Origin of the sequence: Lentzea sp. NPDC092896 (assembly GCF_044754905.1) — a bacterium.
Taxonomy (GTDB): Bacteria; Actinomycetota; Actinomycetes; order Mycobacteriales; family Pseudonocardiaceae; genus Lentzea.
Genome location: NZ_JBIVPX010000003.1, coordinates 305,139 through 330,798 on the forward strand (window position 1 = coordinate 305,139; position 25,660 = coordinate 330,798).

A 25,660-nucleotide genomic window follows, 5' to 3' on the forward strand; every position below is an offset into this window, starting at 1 on the left:
CCTCGTCAGGAAGCAGGGGGAGACGTCTGAAGACCCTTGCAGTTGCCGGCCTTCTGCGCGGCCGAGGCCAGGCCCGTCTCGTCGAACTTCTTCTGCACGTCGGCGCCCGCCTTCTCCAGTTCGCTCGCCCTGGCGACCATCTCCGTGAAGGCGGTGATGGCCTGGGTGGCGTCCGTCGAGGCGTCGAGCTTCGACCTGGTGTCCGCGAGCAGGGTCCTGATCTGACCCATGCCGTCCTGCGCGGCGGTGGCCAGCTCCTTCGACTTCGGGTGCGGGCCGTTCTCCAGGCCCTTGAGGTCCGAGATCGACTTGTCGACCGCGGCGACCTTGGTGCCGAGCCAGTCGGACAGGCCCGTCTTGAGCTTCGCGGGGTCGCTCATGTCGATCGGCGGCTCGTCGGACATGGCCTTCACGGTGCCGTCGACGGCACCGCAGACCTTGTCCATCCACGCCACGACGTCGGCCTCACTGGCGGTGGGCGAGGTCGAGGTGGAACCTCCGCTGCTGCACGCGGTGACCGCGAGCAGACAGCACGTCAGAACTGCGAGGACTGTGCGGCGCATGGGCCGGAAGTTACTCCGGACGGCCCCGCTCAGCTCGTCGGCGTGACGTTGAGGCGCTGCATCGCCTGGCACTGCTGCGCGGACTGCGTGGCCTTCTGCAGCTCGGGAACGTCCTTGAGATCGCGCAGCGGGTCGGCGAGCTCGGAGAGCTTGGCGATGGCCTCTCCGGCGGCCTGGAGGCCTCCGTTGGCGTTGTTGGCGTCCGCCTGCTCGACCTTGGTCTTGGCGTCGGTGAACACGACACCGAGCGAGGTGAACGTCTCGGCCATCTTGTTGACGGCCGCCTCGCCACCCGCGACGGGTGACGGGCCGACGTTCTTGAGGCCCTCCGCCGACTTGGTGAAGGCGTCGGCGAGCTGGCCCATGTACGCGGCCATGTCGGCCTTGAGCTTGGCGGAGTCGCCGGCGTCGAACTTGGGGGCCGTCTTCTCGATCTTGGCGAACTCGGAGGCCGCGCCGCACACCTTGTCCATGTAGGCGACGGCCTCGGGGCTGGCCGCGCCGCTGGTGGGCGTCGATGAAGTGCCGGAGTTGCCGCCGGTGGTGCACCCGGCCAGCGCAAGGGCGGCAACAGCGGCAGTGGCGACGAGGCTGCGCCTCATGTCGTAACTCCTCGGTCGGGGTACGTCGGGGGAAGACCCGAACGTACCCCGACCAGAGGTGGATCTACGCGGCGCCGTTGCTGACGGACTCCGCGGGGGTGTCCGCGATCGCGGTGCCGCGACGCTTGGACACGATCACCGCGCCGGCGATGACCAGTGCCGCGACCACTGCGATCGCGATCCGGATCGGGTCGGACGCGCTGTCACCGATGGAGAAGGTGACGATGGCCGGCGCGATCAGCACGGAGACCAGGTTCATGACCTTGATCAGCGGGTTGATGGCCGGACCTGCGGTGTCCTTGAACGGGTCGCCGACGGTGTCGCCGATGACCGTCGCGGCGTGGGCGTCGGAGCCCTTGCCGCCGTGGTTGCCGTCCTCGACCAGCTTCTTGGCGTTGTCCCAGGCACCACCGGAGTTGGCCAGGAAGACCGCCATGAGCGTGCCGGTCGCGATGGCACCGGCGAGGTAACCGGCCAGCGGGCCGACGCCGAGGCCGAAGCCGACGGCGACCGGGGCGAGCACCGCCATCAGGCCAGGAGTCGCCAGCTCACGCAGCGAGTCCCTGGTGCAGATGTCGACGACGCGGCCGTACTCCGGCTTCACCGAGTAGTCCATGATGCCTGGGTTCTCGCGGAACTGACGGCGCACCTCGAACACGATGGCACCGGCGGCACGCGTCACGGCGTTGACCGCGAGGCCCGAGAACATGAAGACGACGGCCGCACCGATGGTGATGCCGACCAGCACGTTCGGGGTGAACACGACGAACGAGAACGACGACGCGTCGCCCACGACCTCGCCGGTCTTGAGCAACGCCTGTTTGATGGCGTCGCTGTAGGAGCCGAACAACGCCGTCGCGGCGAGCACCGCCGTCGCGATCGCGATGCCCTTGGTGATGGCCTTGGTGGTGTTGCCGACCGCGTCGAGCTCGGTGAGGATCTGCGCGCCCTCGCCGTGCACGTCACCGGACATCTCGGCGATGCCCTGCGCGTTGTCCGAGACCGGGCCGAACGTGTCCATCGCGACGATGACACCGACGGTGGTCAGCAGACCACAACCGGCCAGCGCGATGGCGAACAGCGCGACGACGGTCGATCCGGAGAGCAGGAACGCGCCGTAGACGGCCGCACCGATGACGAGCGCGGTGTAGACGGCCGACTCGAAACCGACCGAGATGCCGGACAGGATCACCGTGGCCGCACCGGTCAGCGAGGTCTTGCCGACCTCCTGCACCGGCTTGTGCTCGGTGCCGGTGTAGTAGCCGGTCAGCCAGAGGATGACGCCGGCCAGCACGATGCCGATGATCACCGCGACGGACGCGATCAGCGCGGGGTTGCCGCTGACGCCCTTGATCTCGTCGCTGATGCCGTTGAGGTCGGCGAACGAGCTCGGCAGGAACGCGAAGGCCGCGATGGTGCACAGCACCGCGGAGATGACCGCGGAGATGTAGAAGGCGCGGTTGATGGCCGCGAGGCCGTTCTCGCCCGCCTTCGCCTTGGTGGTGTAGACGCCGATGACCGCGGTCAGCACGCCGATCGCGGGAACGATCAGCGGGAAGAGCAGACCCTGCGAACCGAACGCCGCGGTGCCGAGGATCAGCGAGGCGACCAGCGTGACGGCGTAGGACTCGAAGAGGTCCGCGGCCATGCCGGCGCAGTCACCGACGTTGTCACCCACGTTGTCCGCGATGGTCGCGGCGTTGCGGGGGTCGTCCTCGGGGATGCCCTGCTCGACCTTGCCGACCAGGTCGGCACCGACGTCGGCGGCCTTGGTGAAGATGCCGCCACCGACGCGCATGAACATCGCGAGCAGTGCGGCGCCGAAACCGAAGCCCTCCAGGACCTTCGGGGCCTGACCCGCGTACACGAGCACGACCAGCGCGGCTCCGAAGAGACCGAGACCGACCGTGGTCATGCCGACCACACCACCGGTGCGGAACGCGATGCGCGTCGCCTTTTCGCGACCGCCTTCTTCGTTCGCGGCGGCGGCGACACGCACGTTGGCGCGCGTGGACAACCACATGCCCAGGTAGCCGATAGTCGCCGAGAACGCGGCACCGACGAGGAAGAACAAAGATCGGCCGATTCGCTCGGCCAAATCATCCGCCGGTAGCGCGAACAGCAGTACGAACACGATCACGACAAAAATGCCGAGCGTGCGGAACTGCCGGTTGAGGTAGGCCGCTGCGCCCTCCTGAACCGCCTTGGCGATGTCCTGCATCTTGGGGGTGCCCTGACCGGCGGCCAGGACCTCCTTGAGCAGTACGTACCCGACGGCGAGAGCAGCCAGGGCGACCACGGCGACCACGGCTACGACGCCGCGATCACCCCCGGAGAGCTCGAGGCTCTCCGCGAGGAATTGCCGGGACATCCGTCCTCCTGGTGAGTTGCCATGTGCAGCGCCAAGGCAGTCCAGCCGCCCAGCGCGACGTGACGCATCCCTCATTGGATGCGATGAGCGGGGAGTCTAGGGGGTGGTTGCAACGAGGCAACGAAACGTCCCGATCCGTGCACACACCGTTATCTGCGCAGGAAGTCGAGTACGGCCCGGCCGGGACTGTCGGTGGTGTATGCGAAGCTCGATCTCGTGGTGGATCAGGGACGCCGGTTGCTGGACCGCGTGCTGGCGGGCGTGCCCGCCGGGGAGTCACCCCTCACGCACGCGCGCGATCTGCCGTTGCGGCAGGCAGATCACGTGGAGTGGCCTGCGTGGACGGCCCTGCCGGTCGTCGAGGCGTTCGTCGAAACGGGTGTGCGCGAGCCGTGGCGGCACCAGGCCGAGGCCGCTTCTCTGGCGTGGTCCGGGCAGCACGTGGTCCTCGCGACGGGCACGGCGTCGGGCAAGTCACTTGCCTACCAGTTGCCCGTGCTTTCCACTCTTTTGGCGGACACGAAGGCCACCGCGCTGTACCTGTCCCCGACCAAAGCCCTTGGCGCGGACCAGCTCCGGTCGCTCGAGGAACTGGGGATCAAGGGGGTGCGCGCGTCGGCCTACGACGGTGACACCCCGATGGCCGAACGCGACTGGGTCAAGGCGCACGCGAACTGGGTCTTCACCAACCCGGACATGCTGCACCGCGGAATCCTGCCGCAGCACCCGAAATGGCTGCGGTTCTTCCGCAGGCTGAAGTACGTGGTGATCGACGAGTGCCATTCCTATCGCGGCGTTTTCGGTTCGCACGTGGCGTTGTTGATGCGTCGCCTGCGGAGGGTCGCCCGCAAATACGGCGCGGATCCGATCTTCGTTCTCGCATCGGCCACAGTGGCTGATCCTTCCGGGTCGGCGGAAAGATTGCTCGGCGTTCCCGTTTCCGCTGTCGTGGACGACTTTTCGCCGCGTGCGTCGCGCACGGTCGCGTTGTGGGAACCCCCGCTGACCTCTCTGGAGGGTGAGAACGGCGCTCCCGTCCGGCGCTCGGCGGGCGCGGAGACGTCGCGGATCCTGGCCGACCTCGTGATCGAGGGCGCACGGTCGCTCGCCTTCGTGCGCTCGCGGCGTGGCGCGGAGCTGACGGCGATGGGCACCCAGCGGATTCTGTCCGAAGTGGACGGTGAGCTGCCGGGCCGGGTGGCCGCGTACCGGGGCGGGTTCCTGCCGGAGGAGCGGCGCGCGCTGGAGAAGGCTCTGTCCACGGGCGACCTGCTCGGCGTCGCGACCACGAACGCGCTGGAACTCGGCGTCGACATCGCCGGGCTGGACGCGGTGGTGGTGGCCGGTTTCCCCGGCACGCTGGCGTCGTTCTGGCAGCAGGCGGGTCGTGCGGGCCGCTCAGGGGACAGCGCGCTGGTCGTGTTCGTGGCGCGCGACGACCCGTTGGACACGTACCTGGTGCACAACCCGGCCGCCGTGCTGGACAGGCCGGTCGAGGCGACGGTGCTGGACCCGCTGAACCCGTACGTGCTGGGACCGCAACTGGCCTGCGCGGCGTCCGAGATGCCGTTGACGCCGGCCTGTCTGGACGACTTCGGCGGACCGCTCGCGGAAGCGGTGCTCGCCGAACTGGTGGCGGAGAAGCTGCTGCGCAAGCGGCCTGCCGGGTGGTACTGGGCGTCGCACGACCGGCCGCACGCCGGGGTGGACATCCGCGGCTCCGGCGGCGACCAGGTCGCCGTCGTGGAGTCGGACTCCGGCCGGATGCTCGGCACCGTCGACCCGGGATCCGCCTGCTGGCAGGTGCATCCCGGCGCCGTGTACCTGCACCAGGGGCGGGCGTACGTGGTCGACGAGCTCGATCTGGACAGCGGGCTCGCGATGGTCCACCGCGAAGACCCGGAGTGGACGACGCAGCCGCGTGACTGCGTGGACATCACAGTGGTGCGCGAGATCGAGCGCACCGACTTCGGCGGGGTGTCGGTGTGCCTGGGCGAGGTGGAGGTGACGACGCAGGTCGTCGGCTACCTGCGGCGGCTGCCGTCCGGGGTGGTGCTCGACCAGATCCCGCTGGACCTGCCGGAGCAGACGCTGCAGACCCGCGCGGTCTGGTACACGGTCGACGAGTCGCTGCTGTTCGACGCGGGCGTGGAGGCGAAACGGATCCCCGGTGCCCTGCACGCCGCCGAGCACGCGGCGATCGGTCTGTTACCGCTGTTCGCGACGTGCGACCGGTGGGACATCGGCGGCGTGTCGACGGCGGCGCACCCGGACACGGGGATGCCGACGGTGTTCGTGCACGACGGCCATCCCGGCGGCGCGGGCTTCGCTGATCGAGGGCACACGGCGCTGCGGGCGTGGCTTTCGGCGACGAGAGCGGCGATCAGCGCCTGCGCGTGCCCGATGGGCTGCCCGTCCTGCGTGCAGTCGCCCAAGTGCGGCAACGGCAACGACCCGCTGGACAAGACCGGTGCCGTGCTCGTGCTGGACGTGGTGCTGGGCAAAATCGCCTGACCGGGTGGCCTCCGCCCGGCTACCTTGATGCCGTGACCGCAAGCAGCTGCAACGCCACCGACCGGACCCGTCGCGCCCAGCGCGGCTGAGCCCGGACGCTTCGCCGCGCCCGTCCCCCACTGGCCACGGGTTCATCGGAGTCTGCTTTGTTCACGCCTTTTGCTGATCTGAACGCACTTCTCGCCGACCTCGTCTCGTCCGTGCGCGAGATCCTCGGCCCCACCTACGTCGGCGCATATCTCCAGGGCTCCTTCGCCCTGGGCGCCGGTGACCTCCACAGCGACTGCGACTTCATCGTCGCCTGCACCGAACTCCCGTCCGGCGATCGCGAGGCCGGGCTTCGCGGCCTGCACGACGAGATCCCGACCCGTCCCGGCCGCTGGTCGACCGAGATCGAGGGCTCGTACGCCGACGTGGAGTCGCTGCGCTCGGTGGCGGGCCTGGGAGTTCCGTGGCTGTTCAACGACCACGGCACGCGCACCTTGGTGTGGGACCTGCACTGCAACAGCCCGCACGCCCGCTGGATCCTGCGCCACCACGGCATCGTGCTGGACGGCCCGCCGATCACGTCACTGGTCGACGAGGTGCCGGCATCCGCGCTGCGGTCGTCGATGCGTGCCGAACTCCCGCACGTGCTGTCCGGCATCGCGGAGTGGGCGCCGATGGGCAACGCCTGGTCACAGCGCTACATCGTCTCGGCGTACTGCCGCACGCTCTACACCATCCACACGGGAGAGGTGGAGTCCAAGCGCGGCGCCCTGGTGTGGGCGAAGAAAATGCTCGATCAGCGGTGGCACCCGCTGATCGAGCAGGTCTTGCAGGACCGGGAACTCGGCTGGGACGCCGATGCGGTTCCGCGGCCCGGATCCATGGAGGAGACCTTCGCCTTCGCTTCCTACGCGGAAACTCTCCAGCTCTAGGTCTACCACTTGTCCGTGGGGCGCGGCGGGGGCTCACGGGTACCCCCGCCGCGCTCTCCACGTGCCGAACACTGTGTTCCCGCCTGCTACCGCTTCGTGACCGGATCCCTTGGAACATCGGTGGAATCTGGTTCGTTCGTCTCGACAGGACACGCGGGAGGCGACGGTGTCGACTGTCTGCTGACGAACTCCGGGGAGGAGCCGGCTTCACCGACCGCGGCAGAGCTGGCGCTCTGCCACTAACGTCCTCGGTCCGGTCACTGTTGCGGGAGGCTGTCCTTCGGGGTGCGTGTTCGGCTTTCTCGCCCGGTCCTCCGACCACCCCCGACGTGCGGGGTGCGGGGGCCGATCATCGGATCGGGCTGTGGTGGAACGGCCGTGCAGGGCATCGCCTTCGGGGTTGTCGGGGAGAGTCCACGACGACACCCAACACGGCCGGGCTTGGATTCAGTTGTAGGTCAGACGGTTTCGAGCTCGAAGCGCGCCGGAGCGTGCACGGCCTCGACGAGTGCGTCCTGCACGACGTGAGCCTCCGGCAGGTTCCAGCCGCAGACCTGCGGCTTGACCCGCCAGTGCACGACACCGTGCGCCATGGTGGTGGGGGGCAGCGGGATGTACTCGCCCTTGCCGTAGAGGTGCACGTCCGCGTTGTTGGCCAGCTCGGCGTTGAGCTTCGAGCCGGACTTCACGAGGAACATCCACCGGCCGGACGGGGTCGCGGCGATCGGCACGGGAACACCGATCTGCCGCAGTGCGACGGCCGCGCGGTGACCGAGGCCGGCGCCGACCTCGATCGCGTCCACCACGTGACCGGTGGCGACGAGAAGGCTGTAGGAACGACCCGCCCACCACGTGGCGACCTGGTCGGGACGAGTCCCGATGCGGTCCACCCAGTCGCGGTGCACGGGGATCGGGCCGTGCAGCTCGAGGCCGCTGCGACCGGCCCACTGCGTGACGCCGTTCTCAGTACCGGCCGGATAGGTGCCGGGCAGTACGGGCCAACCGCGGTACGCGAGGCTCACGGCCTCGGCACGCAGTTCGATGCGGAAGGCCCCGCGCCAGCTATCCGACCAATCCATCTTTCGTCGCCTTCTTCCCAGGCTCTGACTCGACATCGACAAGGTGTCGGTTTTCGTAGGACACCGCGTCGGTGCCGCCACTACAACTAACGACACCGGCACCGGCCTCCGTAACCCCCGCTCGACAACTGGTAGCTACGGGACGGCGAACGTCCTTTGCTTGACCGGGCAACTGAACTGTTCGCGTTTGGTTCGATCACCGTTCAGCATGTCCGGGCACCGATGTGAGTCCGCTCACCGCTGTGAGCCGACCGCTCGTCGTGCTCCAAACGCTTCGATCTTCAGCCGGACCTGCCCTGGCGAGTGCGTTCACCGGGCCGAACGGCGTAACCGCCGAGACCTCCACAACCACCTCCCATCCACTCACCGTGCAGCTCGTCAGCTCGGCCCGGTTCTCCGAGGCCACGCGTTTTGCCTGCTCACAAGCACTTTCAGCGCTTTCGGTGAGACGAGCGGCGGCCGCGAGCGCCGCCAGATCGGCCGCACCGGTGACCCGATGCCGCGCGACGACCGCCGACCCGATCCGCGCACCGGCCACCGTGACGATGATCAGCAACAACATCGCCACCACACCGCTCACCGCAGCCGAACCGCGATCGCCGCCGGACCGCTCGCCGTTCATCGCGGCTCCGGCACGGCGAACGCCCGCGCGCTGAGCGGCAAGCCCAGCGGTCCGCGTTTGCTGACGACGACCTTGATCGCGTCGGCTTGGACGTCGATCACGACGTTGGCACCGGACACGATCTGTGCGGCCGCCTCCACACCGCGCTGCTGTTCATCGCGCGCCACGAGCCGTGCTGCTTCTCTCGCCGCATCGGCGCACCGCATCTGCTCGGTGACCGCCGCCAGCCCGTTCGCCCCCAGCCACACGGCCATCAGCAACGCGCTGACCGCGATCGCCGCCTCGACCGTGGCCATGCCCCGGTCATCAGACCGAAGACAACGCACGCTGTATCAACCCTTGTAGCTGGTTCTGCATGAAGTCGCTGGTGAGGAGCACGTACAGCAGGCCGGCGAACGCGGCCGCCGCCAACGTCCCGATCGCGTACTCCACCGTGCTCATGCCGCTGTCGTCGTCGAGCAGGTCCATCTGCTTCTCCTAGTTGAGGAATTGGCCGGCGAGGCCCAGCACCACCGGCGCGACGCCGAGGCACAGGAACGCCGGCAGGAAACACAGTGCGAGCGGCGCCGCCACCGCGACCGCGGCCTTCTGCGCCTTCGCTTCCGCGTCGTCGCAGGCTTCCGACCTGGTGCGCTCGGCGAGTTCGGCGGTCTGCCTGGCGAGTGCCGCCCCGGACCGCGCGGTCCGTCTCGCGGCCCTCGCGAGCAGCGCGGTGGCGGGCTGGTCGAGCGCGGACGCCCACGCCGTGACGGGATCAGCGCCCAGCTTCAGCAGTTCGGCGACCTGGCTCAGTTCCTTCACGTCGACCGCCTGGATCGCGGTGGGCACCGGCAACCCGGCTTTGAGGCACGCGGCCAGCAGATCCCAGGCCGCGGCCCGTTCGAACGGACCATCTGGTTTCTTGTTGTCGTGCGGCGGGTCGTGGGCCCGGGGCGTCAACCGATCAATCGATCGTCGCGGCGAAGGTGCGAGAAGGACCGCCAGCGCGAGAAGCAGGAACGTCACGGCTCCACCTCCGTGATCCGCTGCGTCCACCACACCCCTGCCGCCACGAACACCGCTCCCAGCGCCAGGAGGAACTGCCCGGCCACTGTGCTCGTGAGCACGTGAAACGGCCGCGCACCACTGAACTCACCCAGCAAAACGCCGACCACCGGCAACACCGCCAGCACCGCCGCACTCGCCCGCGGCCCGGCCATCCGCGCGTGCACCTGCCGCGCGAACGCCGCCCGTTGATCGAGATCACGCCTCGTGGCGTCCAGCACCTCGGCCAACGCCACACCGTGCTTCGCCGACACGTGCCACGCCTTGGCCAGCTGGTCCACCGCCTTGCCGAGCAACGGCTGCCGCAGCTCACGCAACGTCCGCTCCACGTCACCGCCGAGCCTCGACGTGGCCGCGGCCGCTTTCAGCACTTCCTTCGCCGGTGCCGGGGTGTCCTCCGCCGCCCCTTCGGCCGCCTGGGCGGGGTGCGCGCCCGCTCGCAGCTCGTCGACCACACCGCCCAGCCCGGTGCTCAGCGCTTCGGTCGCCCGGCGGAGTGCGGTGTTTCGCCTGTGCTGCTTGAGGATTCTCCGGCCCGTCGCTCCCAGCACCACACCGGCGACCAGCCCACCGACGCCCGCCACGAGATAGGTGACCGTCGCCGCGGCCGCCAGCCAGAGGTACGGCGGCACAACGATTTCCCTGTTGCGGCGCGCTCTGAGCCTGCGGATCGGTTTGAGCTGCGGCCACACGATCAGCGCCGTTGCGAGAAGCAGAAGACTCAGCACAGCAACTCCTTCTCGTGCCAGCCGTGCTCACGCGTCCAGACAGGACGGACCGCGAGACCGTCGTTCCGCTCGAACACCCCGATTTCGTTGAGGTACCGGATGTTGTTGTCCCGCCGCATGTGCAGCACGATCCGCACCGCCGCTGACACCTGACTGTGCAACGCCTGCGGCGAGAGCCCACCCAACGCGCCGAGAGCTTCCAACCGCGCGGGCACCTCGGCCGGCGAGTTGGCGTGCAACGTCCCGGCACCCCCTTCGTGCCCGGTGTTCAACGAGGTGAGCAACTCCCGCACCTCGGCCCCGCGCACCTCCCCGACCACGATCCGGTCGGGCCGCATCCGCAAGGCCTCCCGCACCAGTTCCCGCGTGGTGACCTCGCCCGCGCCCTCGACGTTCGCCGGCCGCGCGGTGAGCCGCACGAACTGCGGATGGTCGGGATTCAGCTCACCGGCGTCCTCCACGCACACGATGCGTTCCTTCGGCGAGACGCACCCGAGCAACGCCGACAACAACGACGTCTTGCCCGACCCGGTGCCACCGACCACCAGAAACGCCATGCGCCTGCGGACGATCGCGCGCAACGTCTCCGCGATCTCGGCGTCGAACGTGCCGAGTTCCTGCAGCGCCGGGAGGTCGTGCGTCGCCGGTCTGAGGATCCGCAACGACAGGCAGGTGCGGTCCGCGATGGGCGGCAACACGGCGTGCAGCCGGACCCCGCTGCCCGGCAACCACCCGTCGACGCACGGCGAGGCGTCGTCGAGCCGCCTGCCCGCAGCGACCGCCAGACGTTGCGCGAGCCGCCGGACCGCGTCTTCGTCAGGAAAGGTCACGCCGGTGCGGCGCAGGCCCGTCGTGCCGTCCACCCAGACCTGGTCCGGCGCGGTGACCAGCACGTCGGTGGTGCCGGGGTCGGCGAGGAGCGGGTCGAGCGGGCCGGTGCCGCTGAACTCCTGGCGCAGCACCTGGAGTGCTTCGAGGACGTCCGAGTCGGCCAGGACGCCGCCCGCCTCGGAACGGACCGCGTGGGCCACGACGGCCGCGGACAGCTCCATGTCGGCGCCGGCCAGGCGGTGGCGGACGCGGTCGATCAGGGCGGAGGTCATGTCGCGGCCTCCGGGCGGCGGGCGTGCCGGCCGTAGGTGATCTCACGGCCGGTCAGGCGGAGCCACGTTTCCTGGCACCAGATGAGGAAGCGGTTCACTTCGGCTCCTCCTTGTCCTTCTTGAAGATGAAGCGGGGTGGGTAGAGGCGGCGGTAGACGACGAGGTTGCGCAGCATCCGGCACAGGATGTGGAGGCGGATCACGGCTGGAGTTCCTTCCGTGCGAAGGGAATCCCGTGGCGGCAAGGAAATGCGGAGTCGCAGGCCACGGGTGAAGGCGCCCGACCGCAGAGGTCAGCCAGGGGGTAGAACGACGGCCTGAGTCGAAGACCCTTCTGTGGCAACGAATCGACCAGGAAGACGGGGTGGCGGGACCTGTCCTCGTGTCTCACGGAAAACCGGAACGCAACCGCAGCCGAGTGGGTCGATCGGCACGGCTTCCACGTCGCCCGACGAAAGCGCGGCGTACTCGGCCTCGTCCGCCATCGCAGCCTCGTCCGCACCAGGCGGCGCGGCCGTGTGCGCCTCGGGCGGGACGGTCATGGGCGGAGCTCCTTCAGCACCACGCGGGCTGCCGTGGCGAGCGGGCCCTTGGGGTTGCGCGGGAAGCGGCCTCGCTCCAGCACCTCGGCCAGGCCCGGCTCGGCGCGCATGGAGGTCAGCAGCGGGATGCCGATCACGTCGGCCATCTCGCCGGGCTGGAGGTTGCCGGGTGACGGGCCGCGGACCACCAGGCGGAGGTTGCGGCCGTGCGTCAGGAGGCGGGAGGCGACTCGGCCGGCGGCCGCGGTGGCGCGGACTTCGGCCGGCACCACCAGGATCGTCAGGTCGGTGCGGTCCAGGGCCGCTGACGCGGAGGCCGTGGGGAAGCGCGGCAGGTCGCAGATCACCGTGCAGCCCGCTCGGCGGCCCGCGTCGAGGACTGCCGCCACGGCTGCCGGTTCCGGGTCCGGGGCGGCGCGGTCGCAGGCCAGGACGCTCAGGTTGCCCGAGGTGGGCAGGGCCGCGCGCAGGGCCGACATCGGGACTCTGCCGCCGGTGGCGTGCACGCCCGGCCAGCGGGCGCCCTGGTCCGACTCGGTGCCCAGAGCCAGGTCTATGCCGCCACCCAGCGGGTCGCAGTCGACGAGCATCGCCTCGCCGCCGGACTCCACCGCCTCGCGGCCGCACGCGATGGCCAGAGTCGACGCGCCGGCGCCTCCCCTGCCGCCGATGAACGACACCACCCGGCCCCGGTCCGAGGGCGGGCCCTCTCCCAGGTCGGTCAGGGCCGTCACCAGGGAGCGGCCTTCCACCGGGAGCTCGAGGACGCCGTCCGCGCCCAGGGCCACGGCCGGGGCCCAGGGCGGGTCGCCGCCGTGGACGACCAGGACGCCGGTGCGGCGGGGGAAGCCCGCGTCCAGGCAGGCAGAGACCGCGGCGGGGTCCAGCAGGACCAGCGGCGCGGTGTGCCACTGCGAGCGCAGCGACGTGACGTCCGGGGCGCAGGAGAGCGGGCAGTCGGCCGCGGCGGCCACGCGGAGGACCTCGTCGAGGAGGTCCTGGTCCGTGAGCAGGGCGATGGGGTGGGTCATGGGATCAACGGTGGTCAGTCGTGAGGAACGACACAACGGGCGTAGATCCACATGTGGACAAGTCGGCGGCTGTGGACAAGTCGCGATCTTGGAAGCCTTGCCAGGGCGGAAGTGTCGGACCCGTGTGCGACGCTGGAGGGTTGGGCGCACGAGCCTCGGGCAAGGGCCGCAGAGGTCCAGTCGCACCCGCCTGGAAACGGGGTCCGGATATGGGACGACCCCCGCCAGGGGGGAGGGACGGGGGTCGTCAATGGTTCAGTCCCGGGGGGTCGGACTGAACCCGTCCGTCGAACCGGACTCACCTACTGTATCCCCATGCGCCAGTGCCGCGCGCAACTTCCGCAACAGCTGCGGGCCAAGTTTCGGTAACCGTGCAGCACAACGGTTTCGTACACGAACGAAATGCCGCCCGAACGGCCTACTGACGAGTACACCTAAGCTGAGGTACATGAGCCGGATCGCCGCCTTCTTCGACCTCGACAAGACCGTGATCGCGAAGTCGAGCACGCTGGCTTTCAGCCGACCCTTCTTCCAGGAGGGGCTGATCAACCGCCGCGCGGTGCTGAAGAGCGCATATGCGCAGTTCGTGTTCATGCTCGCCGGCGCGGACGCGGATCAGATGGACCGCATGCGGGCGCACATCACGGCGCTCGCCGCCGGCTGGGACGTCGAACAGATCCGCAGCATCGTCAGCGAGACGCTGCACGACATCGTCGATCCACTCGTCTACAAAGAAGCGACGCAGTTGATCGCCGACCACAAGGCGGAGGGCCACGACGTCGTCATCGTGAGCGCGTCCGGCGAGGAACTGGTCGCGCCCATCGCCCAGATGATCGGGGCGGACTACAGCGTCGGCACGAAGATGGTGATCCTCGACGGCCGCTACACCGGCGACGTCGACTTCTACTGCGCCGCCGACAACAAGGCGGTCGCGATCAAGCAGCTCGCCGCCGAGCACGGCTACGACCTCGCGAAGAGCTACGCGTACTCGGACAGCGTCACGGACCTGCCGATGCTCGAGGTCGTCGGCCACCCGACGGTCGTGAACCCTGACCGCGGCCTGCGCCGCATCGCCGTCGAGAAGGACTGGCCGGTGCAGCAGTTCGTCGACCCGGTGAGCCTGCGCTCGCGCATCCCCACCCCGTCGGGCAAGGCGGTCGCGGTCACGGCCATCAGCATCGGCGCCGTCGCGGCGGCCGGCGCGGCCTGGTACGGCCTGCGCCGGAAGCGCACCCGCGGCTGAAGTCAAGGCCTCGCAACAAAAAATCACCGAAGGTGGCCGGTACCGGTGAGTAGCGGCAACGCCGCGCGCACGTGGTGCCCGCGTGAGTGCACGACAACGCCCTGGCAGCGGTACCCGAACGCGAATAGAACCTCACAAATCCAAGAACGCCAGTACTTTCACTACTGAACGTGGCTTGAACGGTGCACCCGTCCGAGCCCTTGCTGTGACCGGGCCCACGCACTTAAATGGGTGGTGCGGACCTCGGGTCGGCCAGGGACCAGACGAAGAGAAGTCAGGATCCACCCCGGCCAAGCTCCGTGCGCGGACTTCGAGTACCCACGCGCAGCACGCCGCGGGAGGCTTGTCGTCTAGGGCCTGCGTACCGGGACGCCGGACGCCGAGGCCAGGGTTGTACGACTGGAGTTGCACGCTTGGTAACTCGCAAGCCCGCGCTGAAGACGGGGCACCCTCTCGAGGGTGCCCCGTCTGCTTGTTAGGCCAACTTTTGCCGACGAACGGCAGAATGTGCGCCCGTTGACCCACCACGCAGTCGTGAGTAACTTGCGAAATACGCCAGTTACCTGTGGGAACATCACCGGGAGGCACGGACAAGTGCGGAAGTTCGCCGCGTTGACGCTGGTCACAGCCATGGTCGCCCTCACGCCGGTGGCGAGAGCGGACGCCTCCGTGACCACGCTGCGCGGGATGTCGCTGGAACAGAAGGTCGGCCAGCTCTTCGTCACGTACGTCAACGGCCAGGCCGCCGACGTCCCGCACCCCAAGAACCAGGCCGACTTCGGCGTGGCCACGCCCGCGGAGATGGTGCGCAAGTACCAGCCCGGCGGCGTCATCTACTTCAACAACTCGAGCCGCGACAACATCGACACACCGAAGCAGATCGCGCAGCTCTCCAACGGCCTGCAGAAGGCCAGTCGCATCCCCCTGCTCATCTCCACGGACCAGGAGATGGGCCTCGTCACGCGCATCGGCCCGCCGGCCACGCAGTTGCCCGGCAACATGGCCCTCGGCGCCGGCCGCAGCACGAAGGACGCCGAAGAGGCCGCGCGCATCACCGGCCAGGAGCTTCGCGCGATGGGCATCAACCAGAACTTCGCCCCGGACGCCGACGTGAACTCCAACCCGGCGAACCCGATCATCGGTGTGCGCAGCTTCAGCAGCGATCCGAAGCTCGCGGCCGACATGGTCGCGGCGCAGGTCCAGGGCTACGAAGGCCGCCGCTGGTTCGACCTGAACTCGGTCACCTCGACCGCCAAGCACTTCCCCGGCCACGGCGACACGTCCGAGGACAGCCACACCGCCCTGCCGGTCTCGAACCGCAGCCTCGACCAGTGGCGCCAGATCGACGCGCCGCCGTTCAAGGCCGCCATCGCCGCCAAGATCGACTCGATCATGACCGCGCACATCCAGGTGCCGCAGATCGACCCGTCCGGCAACCCGGCCACGCTCAGCCCGAAGATCATCACGGGCCTGCTGCGCGACGAGCTGAAGTACGACGGTGTCGTCATCACCGACTCGCTGGAGATGGCGGGCGTCCGCAAGCTCCACTCCGACGCCGAGATCCCGGTGCTGGCCATCAAGGCGGGCGTCGACCAGCTGCTGATGCCGCCGAACCTCGGCCTCGCGATCGACAGCGTCATCAAGGCCGTCCGCAGCGGTGAGATCACCGAGCAGCGCATCGACCAGAGCGTCCTGCGCATCCTGAAGATGAAGCTCCTGCGCGGCGTCATGCTCACGGCCGAGGTCGACGAGAACAAGGTCGACCAGGTCGTCGGCTCCAACGCGCAGAGCGCCCAGGCCATCGCCGACCGCACCATCACGGCCGTCCGCAACGACGCCCAGGCGATCCCCCTGAACGCCACCGCTCCCCTGGTCGTCGGCACCAGCGACGCCACCACGGCAGCCCTGGCAACGCGGCTCAAGGGCACCAAGGTCGTCACGGCGACCAGCCCCACGCCCGCGCAGATCCAGCAGGCGGTGGCCGCGGCGGCCAACGCGGACAAGATCGTCGTGCTGACCAACAACGCGAGCACCCGGCCCGCCCAGGTCGACCTGATCAACCAGCTCGTGGCCACCGGCAAACCGGTCATCGCGGCCGCCACCGGCAACCCGTACGACGTCGCCCACAGCAACGCCAAGACGTGGCTCGCCACCTACTCGACCACGACGGTCTCGATGGAGGCGCTGGCCAGGATCCTGCTCGGCGAGGCCAAGCCGCAGGGCAAGCTCCCGGTCGACGTGCCAGGCCCGACCCCCTACCCGTTCGGACACGGAGTGACCTGGTGAGAAGGCGGAGCTTCATCGCGGCAAGCGCCCTGTCCGTCCCCCTCGTCAGCACAGCGACCGCCCACGCGTCCCCGAAGCTCGCCACCGCCTCCGAACAACTCGCGCAGGACGGCTGGCGCACGCTCAAGGGCCGCAAGGTCGGCGTGCTCACGAACCCGACGGGCATCCTCGAGGACCAGACCCACGTCGTCGACTCGATGGTCGCCCACGGCGCCAAGCCGACCGCCGTCTTCGGACCAGAACACGGCTTCCGCGGCACGGCCCAGGCAGGCGGCTCCGAAGGCGACTACGCGGACCCGCGCACCGGCATCCCGGTGTACGACACGTACCAGGCCACTCCCGCGAAGATCCAGGCGATGTTCACGAAGGCGGCCATCGACACGGTCGTGTTCGACATCGCGGACGTGGGCGCGCGCTTCTACACCTACATCTGGTCGCTGTACCAGGCGATGGAAGCGGCCAAGGACCTGGACTTCATCGTCCTCGACCGCCCGAACCCCATCGGTGGCACCGCGAACGGCCCGCAGCTCGACCCGGCCTACGCGACCTTCGTGGGCCTGAAGCCGATCGTCCAGCAACACGGCATGACGGTCGGCGAACTGGCCCGACTCTTCAAGGGCGAGTTCGACCTGACCACGAGGCTGGAAGTGGTCAACGTCCGGAACTGGCGGCGCACCCAGCTCGACACCGGCCTGCCGTGGGTCCCGCCGAGCCCGAACATGCCCACCCAGGACACCGCGCTGGTCTACCCCGGCACGTGCCTGTTCGAGGGCACGGTGCTGTCCGAGGGCCGCGGCACCACCCGCCCGTTCGAAACGGTCGGCGCGCCCGGCATCGACTGGCGCTGGGCCGAGTCCCTCAACGCCCTGAACCTCAGGGGAATCAGGTTCCGCGAGACCTACTTCTCGCCGACGTTCAACAAGTTCCAGGGCAAGACCTGCGGCGGTGTCACCCTGCACGTCACCAACGCAGCTGAATTCGACGCCATCAAGGCGGCCGTCGCCATGCTGATCACCGCGAAGTCGTTGTACCCCGGGGTGTTCGCGTGGCGTCCCGACAACTGGATCGACAAGCTCAGCGGCTCCGACCGGCTGCGCACGATGATCGACGCCCAGGCTCCACTGGACGAGGTCACCGGCGCGTGGCAGCAGGAGCTCCAGCAGTTCCGCCGCACCCGCCTGCCCTATCTGCGCTACCGGTGAGGACGCCATGCTCATCCCTGCACTGGCCGTCGCACTCGTGACGACGGCAGTACCCGGCCACTTCGACCAGCCCCAGGACGGCTTCGCGCACCGCTGGACGACGCTGCGCGAGTCGAACCCGTACTTCGCGAACCTCGACCCTGAGCCGATCAACGCGGCCCTGCGCCAGCTCCGCGAGTTCCAGAAACCCCAGGCCAACGGCAAACCGCTGTTCGCCGGCGCCGTCACGATGTACGTGCACGACGGCAAGATCGTCACGCACGACCGCACGGGTTACGCGGTTCTGTACAAGGACCAGCAAACCCAGCTGCCGGAAGAAGAACGCGTCCCGATGCGCAAGGACACGATCTTCGACTTCGCCTCGATCTCCAAGCTCTTCACCTCGATCGCGGTGATCCAGCAGGTCGAGCAGGGCCGGGTGAGCATTGACGAGAAGGTCGCCACCTACCTGCCCGAGTTCGGTGTGAACGGCAAAGAGAACATCACCGTCAAGCAGCTCCTCACACACACGAGCGGGCTTGAGCCGTTCATCCCGTTGTGGCAGAAGTACCCGGACATCCCGTCACGCATCAAAGGCGTGATGGACGTGAAGCCGAAGTCCACGCCCGGCACCACGTACGTCTACTCCGACCTGAACCTGATCACGCTCGGCGAACTCGTCTTCAAGGTCAGCGGCAAGAAGCTCGACCAGGCGGTCAGCGACGGCATCACCAAGCCGCTCGACATGAAGGACACCGGCTACAACCCGAAGGCCAAGGACCGCACGGCCGCGACCGAGTTCCAGACGGCACCGCCCCGCGGCATCGTCCGCGGCGAGGTGCACGACGAGAACGCGTGGTCCCTCGGAGGAGTAGCGGGCCACGCCGGTGTCTTCGGCACGGCCAAGGACCTCGCCGTACTCGGCCAGACGATCCTCAACGGCGGCACGTACAACGGCCGGCGCATCCTGTCCGAGCACTCCGTCGAGCTGATGCTGACGAACTTCAACCAGCAGTTCCCCGACAACGCCCACGGCCTCGGCTTCGAGCTCGACCAGCGCTGGTACATGGGCGGGCTGAGCGGTCCGGGAACCGCAGGTCACACCGGTTACACCGGCACGTCGTTCGTGATCGACAAGGCCTCGCGGTCGATCGCGATCCTGCTGACCAACCGCGTGCACCCGAGCCGTGACTGGGGCAGCGTGAACCCCGCGCGGAGGGTCGTCGCCGACGGCCTGGCCAACGCGCTCGCGGTCCAGTCACGCGGAAAGCAATGGCGCGCAACAACTTCCGGCGGCACCCTCGTCGCGGAACGCCCGGTCGAGGTCTTCGTGGACGTCGACAAGGGCGACAAGCTGACCATCCAGCACTGGAACGGCACGGACTGGCAGGACGCGCGGACCATCACGACGACCGAACGTCGTTGGGTGCCAACGGAATCCGTGAAGACCAGGTTCGTCTACACCAAGGCAGGCCTCTACAACGGGCGCGGCGTCTACGTGCACGCCCGTGGCGACGTCACGGCCGAGGGCTGGTCAGTGGCACGCCGCTAGCACCTCGATGAACAGCGGGAGCGCCCGTGGAAACGCGGGCGCTCCAAAGCTCACCACGACCCCCGTGCGGTCGTCGTCGCTCAGCTCGTGCCGGAACGACGAGAGAGGGTTGACCTCGATCCCACGTTCGCGCGCGGTCTGCACGATCGCCTCTTCGTGCGGTGTGTCGAGCACGGCATGCATTCCAGCCGCGATACCCGACACCGACGCGTACGGCGAAACAGCCTCCACCAGCCGATCGCGCCGCCGTTGGTACTTGAGCCGCATCCGCCGCACATGGCTGTCGTAGGCGCCGCATTCCAGGAAATCAGCCAGGATCAGCTGATCGAGCATGCTGATGTGCTGCTCCCGGTCGGTCTTCAAGGCCAGGATCGGGTCCACGAACCGGTCCGGCAGCACCATCCAGGCGATCCGCAACGCCGGCGACAACGCCTTGCTGGACGTGCCCAGGTAGACGACGTGCTCCGGATCCAGTCCCTGCACGGCCCCGACCGGCTGACGGTCATAACGGAACTCGCCGTCGTAATCGTCTTCCAGCACAAGGCCGTCCACGCGCCGTGCCCACTCCACGGCCGACGCGCGCCGCCGTGGGTGCAAGGGACCGCCCAACGGGAACTGGTGCGCGGGCGTCAACACGCACGCACGCCGGTCGTCGGGCAACTGCTCGGTGTTCGCACCGTGGTCGTCCACCGCCAACGGCACTGTCGACCTCCACATCGAACGGTGGAAGTCCAGCCCGTACTCCTCGACGACCACGGGCGGTTTCAGCAGTCGGTCGAACATCTGGATGGCGCCACCGAACCCCGAGCACAGCACGATCCGTTCGGGATCGGCCCGCACGCCCCGCGCCCGCGCCAGGTACTCGGCCAGCGCCGTCCGCAACTCGATGCGCCCCTGCGGATCCCCCGGCCCGAACGCCTCCGAGGGCGCCGCCGTCAACGCCCGCCGCGTGGACCGGATCCACTCGGCGCGCGGGAACTCGGTGACGTCGGGCGTGGACACCGTCAGGTCGAACCGCACCTCGGCGCCGGGCACCGGACGCTTCACCGGTGCAGGTGGCGCGACCCGTTGCGCGACAACGGTTCCCGATCCCTGACGCGCGGTCAGCCAGCCTTCCGCCACGAGTTCCGCATAGGCCTCCGCGACGGTGTTCCGCGCGATTCCCAGGTCGACGGCGAGCGACCGCGAGGCGGGCAGGCGAGTCCCGGGCGGCAGCCGCGCCGACCGGACCGCTTCCCGCAGCGACGCCGTCAACCGGTGTCGCAGTCCACCGGGACCGGACAGGTCCAGGTGGAAGTCAAGATTGGCCCACGATTCCACGATCAGATTGCACCATGCCCAGGGCCAATCAGCGTCATAGGTTTTAGCCATGACGAACCGCATCGACCTCGCCAAGAAGGCGCCGAAGGTCTACCGCGCCATGATCGCCCTCGACGCCGCCGCCCGCGAGGGTCTCGACGAGCAGCTCGCGGAGCTCGTCCGCATCCGCGCCTCCCAGCTCAACCACTGCGCCTACTGCCTCAACATGCACACGGTCGACGCACGGAAAGGCGGTGAGACCGAGGCCCGCATCTACCTGCTCAGCGCGTGGGAGGAAGCCGGTGACATCTACACCGAGAAGGAGCAGGCCGCGCTGCGCCTCACCGAGGCCATCACGGTCCTGAGCAGCCACGAGTACGTCAGCGACGAGGTCTACGAGCGCGCCGCGAAGCACTTCGGCGAAGAGGAACTGGCCCAGCTCATCGCGCTGATCTTCACCATCAACTCGTGGAACCGGATCGCCGTCTCCACCCGGAAGGTGCCCGACGTCCACTAGGACCTGCCGAGAGAGTGACTTTCGGACACACTCCGTTGACCCTCGCAGTGGCGGTTAGTAAGTTTCCCACGTGTCCACTGATAGCAGTGCCGAGTCCAGTCCACTGGTGAAGATCCGGTCGTTGCTGCCGGGTCTCGCGCGCGCCGAACAGCGCGTCGCGAAGGTGGTGCTGGAGAACCCCGGAACTGTCGCGCACCGCAGCATCACCGAGGTCGCCGAGCAGGCGGGCACCAGTGAGACGACGGTGACGCGGTTCTGCAAGGCCATCGGCGTGGGTGGATATCCGGAGCTGCGCATCGCGCTCGCCGCCGACACCGCCCGCAGCCAGGCCAGGGCCAACCACGACATGGGTGGCGACATCGGACCGGGCGACGACCTGAAGCAGGTCGTCGGCAAGGTCGCGTTCGCCGACGCCCGCGCCGTCGAGGAGACCGCGGAGCAGCTCGACATCGAGTCGCTCGACAAGGTCGTCCAGGCGGTCGCGGGCGCCCGTCGTGTCGACGTGTACGGCTTCGGCGCGTCCGCGTTCGTCGCGTTCGACATGCAGCAGAAGCTGCACCGCATAGGGCTCACCTGCTTCGCGTGGAACGACACGCACATCGCGCTGACGTCGGCGGCCGTGCTGACCCCCGCCGACGTCGCCGTGGGCATCTCGCACACCGGCTCGACCGCGGAGACCGTCGAGGCCCTCCGCGTCGCTCGCGAGACCGGCGCCACCACCGTCGCGCTGACCAACTTCCCGCGCTCGCCGATCACCGAGGTCGCCGACCACGTGCTGACCACGGCCGCGCGCGAGACCACGTTCCGCTCCGGCGCGATGGCGAGCCGCATCGCCCAGCTCACGGTGATCGACTGCCTGTTCATCGGCGTCGCCCAGCACCACGTGGACTCGGCGAAGACGGCGCTGGAGGCGACCTACGAAGCGGTGTCCGGCCACCGGCTCGGCGCCAGACCAGACGGCCGGCGACGGCCGCGGGAGACGACTAAATGATCTCCCCCCGGAACGGTGTGGTGGTGCGCGTGGAATCTCCGACCGAGCAACGGAACCCCCGCACCACGGACATCGACCGGGTATCCACGATCGACGTGCTGCGCATGATCAACGACGAGGACCGCACGGTCCCGGCGGCGGTCGCTGCGGCACTGCCGGACCTGGCCCGCGCGGTGGACCTGGGCGTCACGGCGATCATGTCCGGCGGCCGCGTGCACTACGTCGGCGCGGGCACGTCCGGCCGGCTGGCCACGCTGGACGCCGCTGAGCTCGTGCCCACCTTCAACGTTCCCGGCGACTGGTTCGTCGCCCACCACGCCGGCGGTCCGGAAGCCCTCGTCCGTGCCGTCGAAGAGGTGGAGGACCACTCCGGCGCCGCCCAGATCCGCCGCCACGCCACCGGAAAAGACCTGGTCGTGGGCGTGACGGCGTCCGGACGCACGCCGTTCGTGATCGGCGCCCTGCAGGAGGCGCAAGCGCTTGGCGCCCACACGGTGCTGGTGTCGAACAACGCGTCGGTGCCGTTCACCCCGGACGTCCTCGTCACGCTGAACACCGGCCCCGAGGCCATCGCCGGCTCCACCCGGATGAAGGCGGGATCGGCCCAGAAGCTGGTCCTGACCTCGTTCTCCAGCGCGGTGATGATCAAGCTCGGCCGCACCTACTCGAACCTGATGGTCAGCATGCGCGCCACCAACGCGAAGCTGCGCGGCCGGACGATCCGGATCCTGCACGAGGCCACCGGCCAGCCGGAGACCGCGTGCGAGCAGGCGCTGGCCGACGCGTCCGGCGACCTCAAGGTCGCGTTGGTGCACCTGCTCTCCGGCGCACCGACCGAACGTGCGGCCGCTGCCCTGGAGGACACGAAGGGCCACGTCCGCAACGCCCTGGACCGGCTAGCCGGCTGACACGACGTCCGGTCCGAACACCTCGTAGTGGATGTCGGTGACGCCCGCCTCGAGCAACTGGGCTCGCACGGCGCGCAGGAACGGCACGGGCCCGCACAGGTACGCGGTCGTGTTCGGCGGGATCTCGACGCCGGTGAGATCCACGTACCCGGTCTGCTCGGCAGGCCACTCCCCGATCGGCCGTTCGTAGAAGACGTGCGCCCGCGCGTCCTCCAGCTTGGCCACGAGCTGGGCGAGTTCGGCGCGGAACGGGTGCGAGAGCTGGTCGCGGTCGCCGTGCACCGCGACCACCTGCCGCGGCGAGTCCGTGGCGGCCAGTTCGGCGAGCATCGAGATCATCGGCGTGCAGCCGATCCCGGCCGACACGAGCAGCACCGGGCCGTCACCGGGTTCGAGCGTCACGTCCCCGCTGGGATGACTGAGCTTCAGCGTGCTGCCCACAGGCGCGAAGTCGTGCAGGCGGTTCGACACCTCGCCGTCCCGCTTGACCGAGAACTGCAGCGCGTCGTCGGTCCGTCCGGAGAGGCTGTACTGGCGGATCTGCCGGGCGCCGTCGGGCAGCGGCAGGTGCACCGACACGTACTGGCCCGGCTTGCTCGGGGGCACCGGCCCGGAGACCGGCCTGACCACGAACGTCGCCACCTCGTCGGTCTCCTGGAACCGCGCGATCACCCGGTACTCCTGCTGACCCCTGGGCAGGAACCGCTCCAGGGAGATCAGCGTGTCGGCCATCAGCCAGTAGACCTCGCTCCAGGCCGCGGCGATCTCCGGCGTGACGTCCAGGACCTCGGCGACGGCGCCGAGCAGGTGCTCGTGCACGACCGCGTATTGGCCGGAGGTGACGCCGATCGAGACGTGCTTGTGCGCGATGCGGCGCAACATCGCCTCCGGCTGCTGCCCGGCGAGCAGTCCGGTCGCGAAGACCGCGATCGACCCGGCCAGCGCCTGGGCCTGCGTGCCGTTGGCCTGGTTGCCGCGGTTGAACATGATCCGAAGCAGGATCGGGTGCTCGGCGAACAGGCGGTCGTAGAACAGCCGGCTGATCTCTCCGATGGCGGCGCCGACCGCGGGCAGCGTGGCCTCGACCAGTTCGGCGGACTTCGGGGACAGCATCGACGAGCTCCTCACTTCTGCCCCAGGCTGAGCAGAACCGGGCCGGTGGGTTGAGCGACGAGGTCCCCGACGGACAACGGATCTAGTGAGGCGTAGAAGGCTTCCTGAGCCTCGCGCAACGCGTGCCGCAACCGGCAGGCGGAGCTGAGCGGGCAAGGCAGCTCGCCTTCGCAGTCTACGACGTCACCGACGCCCTCCAGGTCGCGCATGAGGCGTCCGATCGAGCTATTTCGGCCCGCGTCGGTGAGTGTCAGCCCGCCTCCCCGGCCACGCCGCGCCTCGACGACGCCGAGGTGCTGCAGCTGCGCCACGACCTTCGCCGCGTGGGTGTACTGCACGCCCATGACCTCGGCGACTTCGCGTGTGGTCGGGTGACTGGAGTCGTCGACGACGGCCAGCCGCATGACGATCCGCAGCGCGATGTCCGTGCTCTTCGTCAGCCTCACGTGATCGAGGCTAGCTTAATTGGAGTCTGAGATGCATGTTATCCGGGCAACACCGGACGCCACGGGATCGGGCAGATGGACTGGCGCCCGCCAACGCACGGGTGCCACCCGCACGGTCCGGCGCGCGGTGCCAACCCGACAGTCGGCAACGCGACCCAGCCACGCACGCAGCCTGACGTGGCGACGCGAAGCGAGCCGAGCGGACCTTCACGGCCGGGCAGCGGTTCCGCACCCTTCAAGGCGATTGGGGCTTGACCTTGAGGGGCGGAATGCCAACCTGTCCGGTCCGGCCGGGGCGCTTCTCACCCGGCTCGTGAAGGCCGCCAAGCATTCCGCCAGAGGCTCGAGGTCAAGCCCCAATCGCAACCCCGCGAAGTTCCGTCTCGACCTGCGCGACCACCCTCGCAAGGTGACCGTTCGCGCGCGACGCACCCCACTTCGCTGGAACAGCCACCAGCAAACGCAACCCAACCGAGGACCAGACTCAGCCGGGCAACACCGGACGCCACGGGATCGGCGTCGACAGCACCATCGCGCTCGACGTCTCCCCGTGCGACGCCAGCCGCACCAGCAGCCGTTCCAGCTCCAGGATCGACGTCGTCACGACCTTCACGACCGAGCAGATGTCGCCGGTGAGCCGCACGACCTCGACCACCTCCGGGCAGTCGTCGAGCAGCTGCGGGTGCACGGTGATGCACCGCGGGCCGTAGCACTTCATGCGCACCAACGCGACGACCGGACGTCCGACGACGGTGGGATCGACCACGGCGCGATAGCCGGTGATCGCGCCCATGTTCTCCAGCCGGCGGACCCGTTGCGCGACCGTCGGCGGCGAGACGTGGACTCGGCGGGCGAGCTCGTTGTACGACAGGCGCGCATCCTCTTGGAGTGCCTCCAACAGGGCCTTGTCCACCTCGTCCAACATGAACGCAAAGCTACCTGGCGATCTGTTTTGCAATCAGAAGAAGTTCGGCGCGAACGCCTTTCGTCGCCCATTCAGGTGACG

The 25,660-nt window shown here is 68.9% G+C and carries 24 protein-coding genes; 9 read left to right on the plus strand and 15 right to left on the minus strand.

Annotation, left to right across the window (positions count from 1 at the left end; genetic code table 11):
* Positions 1–5: 5 nt before the first annotated feature.
* The 3 genes from ACIQF0_RS17140 to ACIQF0_RS17150 form a co-directional block, all read right to left on the minus strand.
* Complete coding sequence (locus ACIQF0_RS17140) at positions 6–563, minus strand: hypothetical protein (protein ID WP_401030453.1); 558 nt, start codon at positions 561–563, stop codon at positions 6–8.
* Between the two features lie 29 nt (positions 564–592).
* On the minus strand, positions 593–1,165 hold the full coding sequence (locus ACIQF0_RS17145) for a hypothetical protein (RefSeq protein ID WP_401030454.1): 573 nt from the start codon (positions 1,163–1,165) through the stop codon (positions 593–595).
* Between the two features lie 64 nt (positions 1,166–1,229).
* On the minus strand, positions 1,230–3,536 hold the full coding sequence (locus ACIQF0_RS17150; protein ID WP_360045815.1) for a sodium-translocating pyrophosphatase: 2,307 nt from the start codon (positions 3,534–3,536) through the stop codon (positions 1,230–1,232).
* 216 nt (positions 3,537–3,752) lie between these two features.
* Between ACIQF0_RS17150 and ACIQF0_RS17155 the strand changes: the two genes are divergently transcribed.
* Together ACIQF0_RS17155 and ACIQF0_RS17160 are read left to right on the plus strand one after the other, a co-directional pair.
* Positions 3,753–6,050 (plus strand): DEAD/DEAH box helicase, encoded by a 2,298-nt coding sequence (locus tag ACIQF0_RS17155; RefSeq protein WP_401030456.1) that lies wholly within the window; start codon positions 3,753–3,755, stop codon positions 6,048–6,050.
* Positions 6,051–6,196: 146 nt separating this feature from the next.
* Positions 6,197–6,970, plus strand: coding sequence for an aminoglycoside adenylyltransferase domain-containing protein (locus ACIQF0_RS17160; RefSeq protein WP_401030458.1), 774 nt, complete (start codon positions 6,197–6,199; stop codon positions 6,968–6,970).
* 458 nt (positions 6,971–7,428) lie between these two features.
* Here the strand turns inward: ACIQF0_RS17160 and ACIQF0_RS17165 are convergent, their stop codons facing one another.
* From ACIQF0_RS17165 to ssd, 8 genes are all read right to left on the minus strand, one after another.
* Positions 7,429–8,049, minus strand: a complete 621-nt coding sequence (locus ACIQF0_RS17165) for a bifunctional DNA primase/polymerase (protein ID WP_360045821.1) — start codon at positions 8,047–8,049, stop codon at positions 7,429–7,431.
* 196 nt (positions 8,050–8,245) lie between these two features.
* Positions 8,246–8,671: an Rv3654c family TadE-like protein gene (locus ACIQF0_RS17170; RefSeq protein WP_401030461.1), complete on the minus strand. Its 426-nt coding sequence runs from the start codon at positions 8,669–8,671 to the stop codon at positions 8,246–8,248.
* Positions 8,668–8,967, minus strand: a complete 300-nt coding sequence (locus ACIQF0_RS17175; RefSeq protein WP_401030463.1) for a TadE family type IV pilus minor pilin — start codon at positions 8,965–8,967, stop codon at positions 8,668–8,670. Before ACIQF0_RS17175 ends, ACIQF0_RS17170 begins: the two co-directional genes overlap by 4 nt.
* Before the next feature lie 10 nt (positions 8,968–8,977).
* Positions 8,978–9,139 carry a DUF4244 domain-containing protein gene (locus ACIQF0_RS17180; protein ID WP_360045827.1) on the minus strand — a complete coding sequence of 54 codons (162 nt, stop codon included), beginning with the start codon at positions 9,137–9,139 and terminating at the stop codon, positions 8,978–8,980.
* 9 nt (positions 9,140–9,148) lie between these two features.
* Complete coding sequence (locus ACIQF0_RS17185) at positions 9,149–9,676, minus strand: type II secretion system F family protein (RefSeq protein WP_360045829.1); 528 nt, start codon at positions 9,674–9,676, stop codon at positions 9,149–9,151.
* Positions 9,673–10,443, minus strand: a complete 771-nt coding sequence (locus ACIQF0_RS17190; protein ID WP_401030466.1) for a type II secretion system F family protein — start codon at positions 10,441–10,443, stop codon at positions 9,673–9,675. The genes ACIQF0_RS17185 and ACIQF0_RS17190 overlap by 4 nt, the downstream gene beginning before the upstream one ends.
* Positions 10,437–11,546: a TadA family conjugal transfer-associated ATPase gene (locus tag ACIQF0_RS17195; protein ID WP_401030467.1), complete on the minus strand. Its 1,110-nt coding sequence runs from the start codon at positions 11,544–11,546 to the stop codon at positions 10,437–10,439. Before ACIQF0_RS17195 ends, ACIQF0_RS17190 begins: the two co-directional genes overlap by 7 nt.
* 537 nt (positions 11,547–12,083) lie before the next feature.
* Positions 12,084–13,118 carry a septum site-determining protein Ssd gene (gene ssd, locus ACIQF0_RS17200; RefSeq protein ID WP_401030469.1) on the minus strand — a complete coding sequence of 345 codons (1,035 nt, stop codon included), beginning with the start codon at positions 13,116–13,118 and terminating at the stop codon, positions 12,084–12,086.
* Between the two features lie 448 nt (positions 13,119–13,566).
* Between ssd and ACIQF0_RS17205 the strand changes: the two genes are divergently transcribed.
* From ACIQF0_RS17205 to ACIQF0_RS17220, 4 genes are all read left to right on the plus strand, one after another.
* A complete protein-coding gene (locus ACIQF0_RS17205) occupies positions 13,567–14,361 on the plus strand; it encodes an HAD-IB family hydrolase (protein WP_401030471.1) in 795 nt (264 codons plus the stop codon).
* Positions 14,362–14,991: 630 nt separating this feature from the next.
* Entirely contained in the window at positions 14,992–16,647 is a 1,656-nt protein-coding gene (locus tag ACIQF0_RS17210; protein ID WP_401031441.1) for a glycoside hydrolase family 3 N-terminal domain-containing protein, read from the plus strand.
* Positions 16,644–17,849, plus strand: a complete 1,206-nt coding sequence (locus ACIQF0_RS17215; protein WP_401030473.1) for an exo-beta-N-acetylmuramidase NamZ domain-containing protein — start codon at positions 16,644–16,646, stop codon at positions 17,847–17,849. The genes ACIQF0_RS17210 and ACIQF0_RS17215 overlap by 4 nt, the downstream gene beginning before the upstream one ends.
* A 7-nt stretch (positions 17,850–17,856) precedes the next feature.
* Entirely contained in the window at positions 17,857–19,380 is a 1,524-nt protein-coding gene (locus ACIQF0_RS17220; RefSeq protein ID WP_401030475.1) for a serine hydrolase domain-containing protein, read from the plus strand.
* Here ACIQF0_RS17220 and ACIQF0_RS17225 read toward each other — a convergent pair.
* On the minus strand, positions 19,363–20,700 hold the full coding sequence (locus ACIQF0_RS17225; RefSeq protein WP_401030477.1) for a PLP-dependent aminotransferase family protein: 1,338 nt from the start codon (positions 20,698–20,700) through the stop codon (positions 19,363–19,365). The genes ACIQF0_RS17220 and ACIQF0_RS17225 overlap by 18 nt on opposite strands.
* 49 nt (positions 20,701–20,749) lie before the next feature.
* Here ACIQF0_RS17225 and ACIQF0_RS17230 point away from each other — a divergent pair, with 49 nt between their 5' ends.
* The 3 genes from ACIQF0_RS17230 (at position 20,750) to ACIQF0_RS17240 (ending at position 23,095) form a co-directional block, all read left to right on the plus strand.
* A complete protein-coding gene (locus ACIQF0_RS17230) occupies positions 20,750–21,196 on the plus strand; it encodes a carboxymuconolactone decarboxylase family protein (protein WP_360045846.1) in 447 nt (148 codons plus the stop codon).
* Between the two features lie 106 nt (positions 21,197–21,302).
* Positions 21,303–22,187, plus strand: coding sequence for a MurR/RpiR family transcriptional regulator (locus tag ACIQF0_RS17235; RefSeq protein WP_396425788.1), 885 nt, complete (start codon positions 21,303–21,305; stop codon positions 22,185–22,187).
* Complete coding sequence (locus ACIQF0_RS17240; protein ID WP_401030479.1) at positions 22,184–23,095, plus strand: N-acetylmuramic acid 6-phosphate etherase; 912 nt, start codon at positions 22,184–22,186, stop codon at positions 23,093–23,095. Before ACIQF0_RS17235 ends, ACIQF0_RS17240 begins: the two co-directional genes overlap by 4 nt.
* Here ACIQF0_RS17240 and ACIQF0_RS17245 read toward each other — a convergent pair.
* The 3 genes from ACIQF0_RS17245 to ACIQF0_RS17255 form a co-directional block, all read right to left on the minus strand.
* Positions 23,084–24,208 (minus strand): globin domain-containing protein, encoded by a 1,125-nt coding sequence (locus ACIQF0_RS17245; RefSeq protein WP_401030481.1) that lies wholly within the window; start codon positions 24,206–24,208, stop codon positions 23,084–23,086. The genes ACIQF0_RS17240 and ACIQF0_RS17245 overlap by 12 nt on opposite strands.
* Positions 24,209–24,219: 11 nt before the next feature.
* Positions 24,220–24,654, minus strand: coding sequence for an RrF2 family transcriptional regulator (locus ACIQF0_RS17250; protein WP_401030483.1), 435 nt, complete (start codon positions 24,652–24,654; stop codon positions 24,220–24,222).
* A gap of 484 nt (positions 24,655–25,138) precedes the next feature.
* The gene (locus tag ACIQF0_RS17255; RefSeq protein ID WP_218164492.1) at positions 25,139–25,579 is read right to left on the minus strand and encodes an Lrp/AsnC family transcriptional regulator; all 441 of its coding nucleotides are present in this window, start codon (positions 25,577–25,579) and stop codon (positions 25,139–25,141) included.
* Positions 25,580–25,660: the final 81 nt, after the last annotated feature.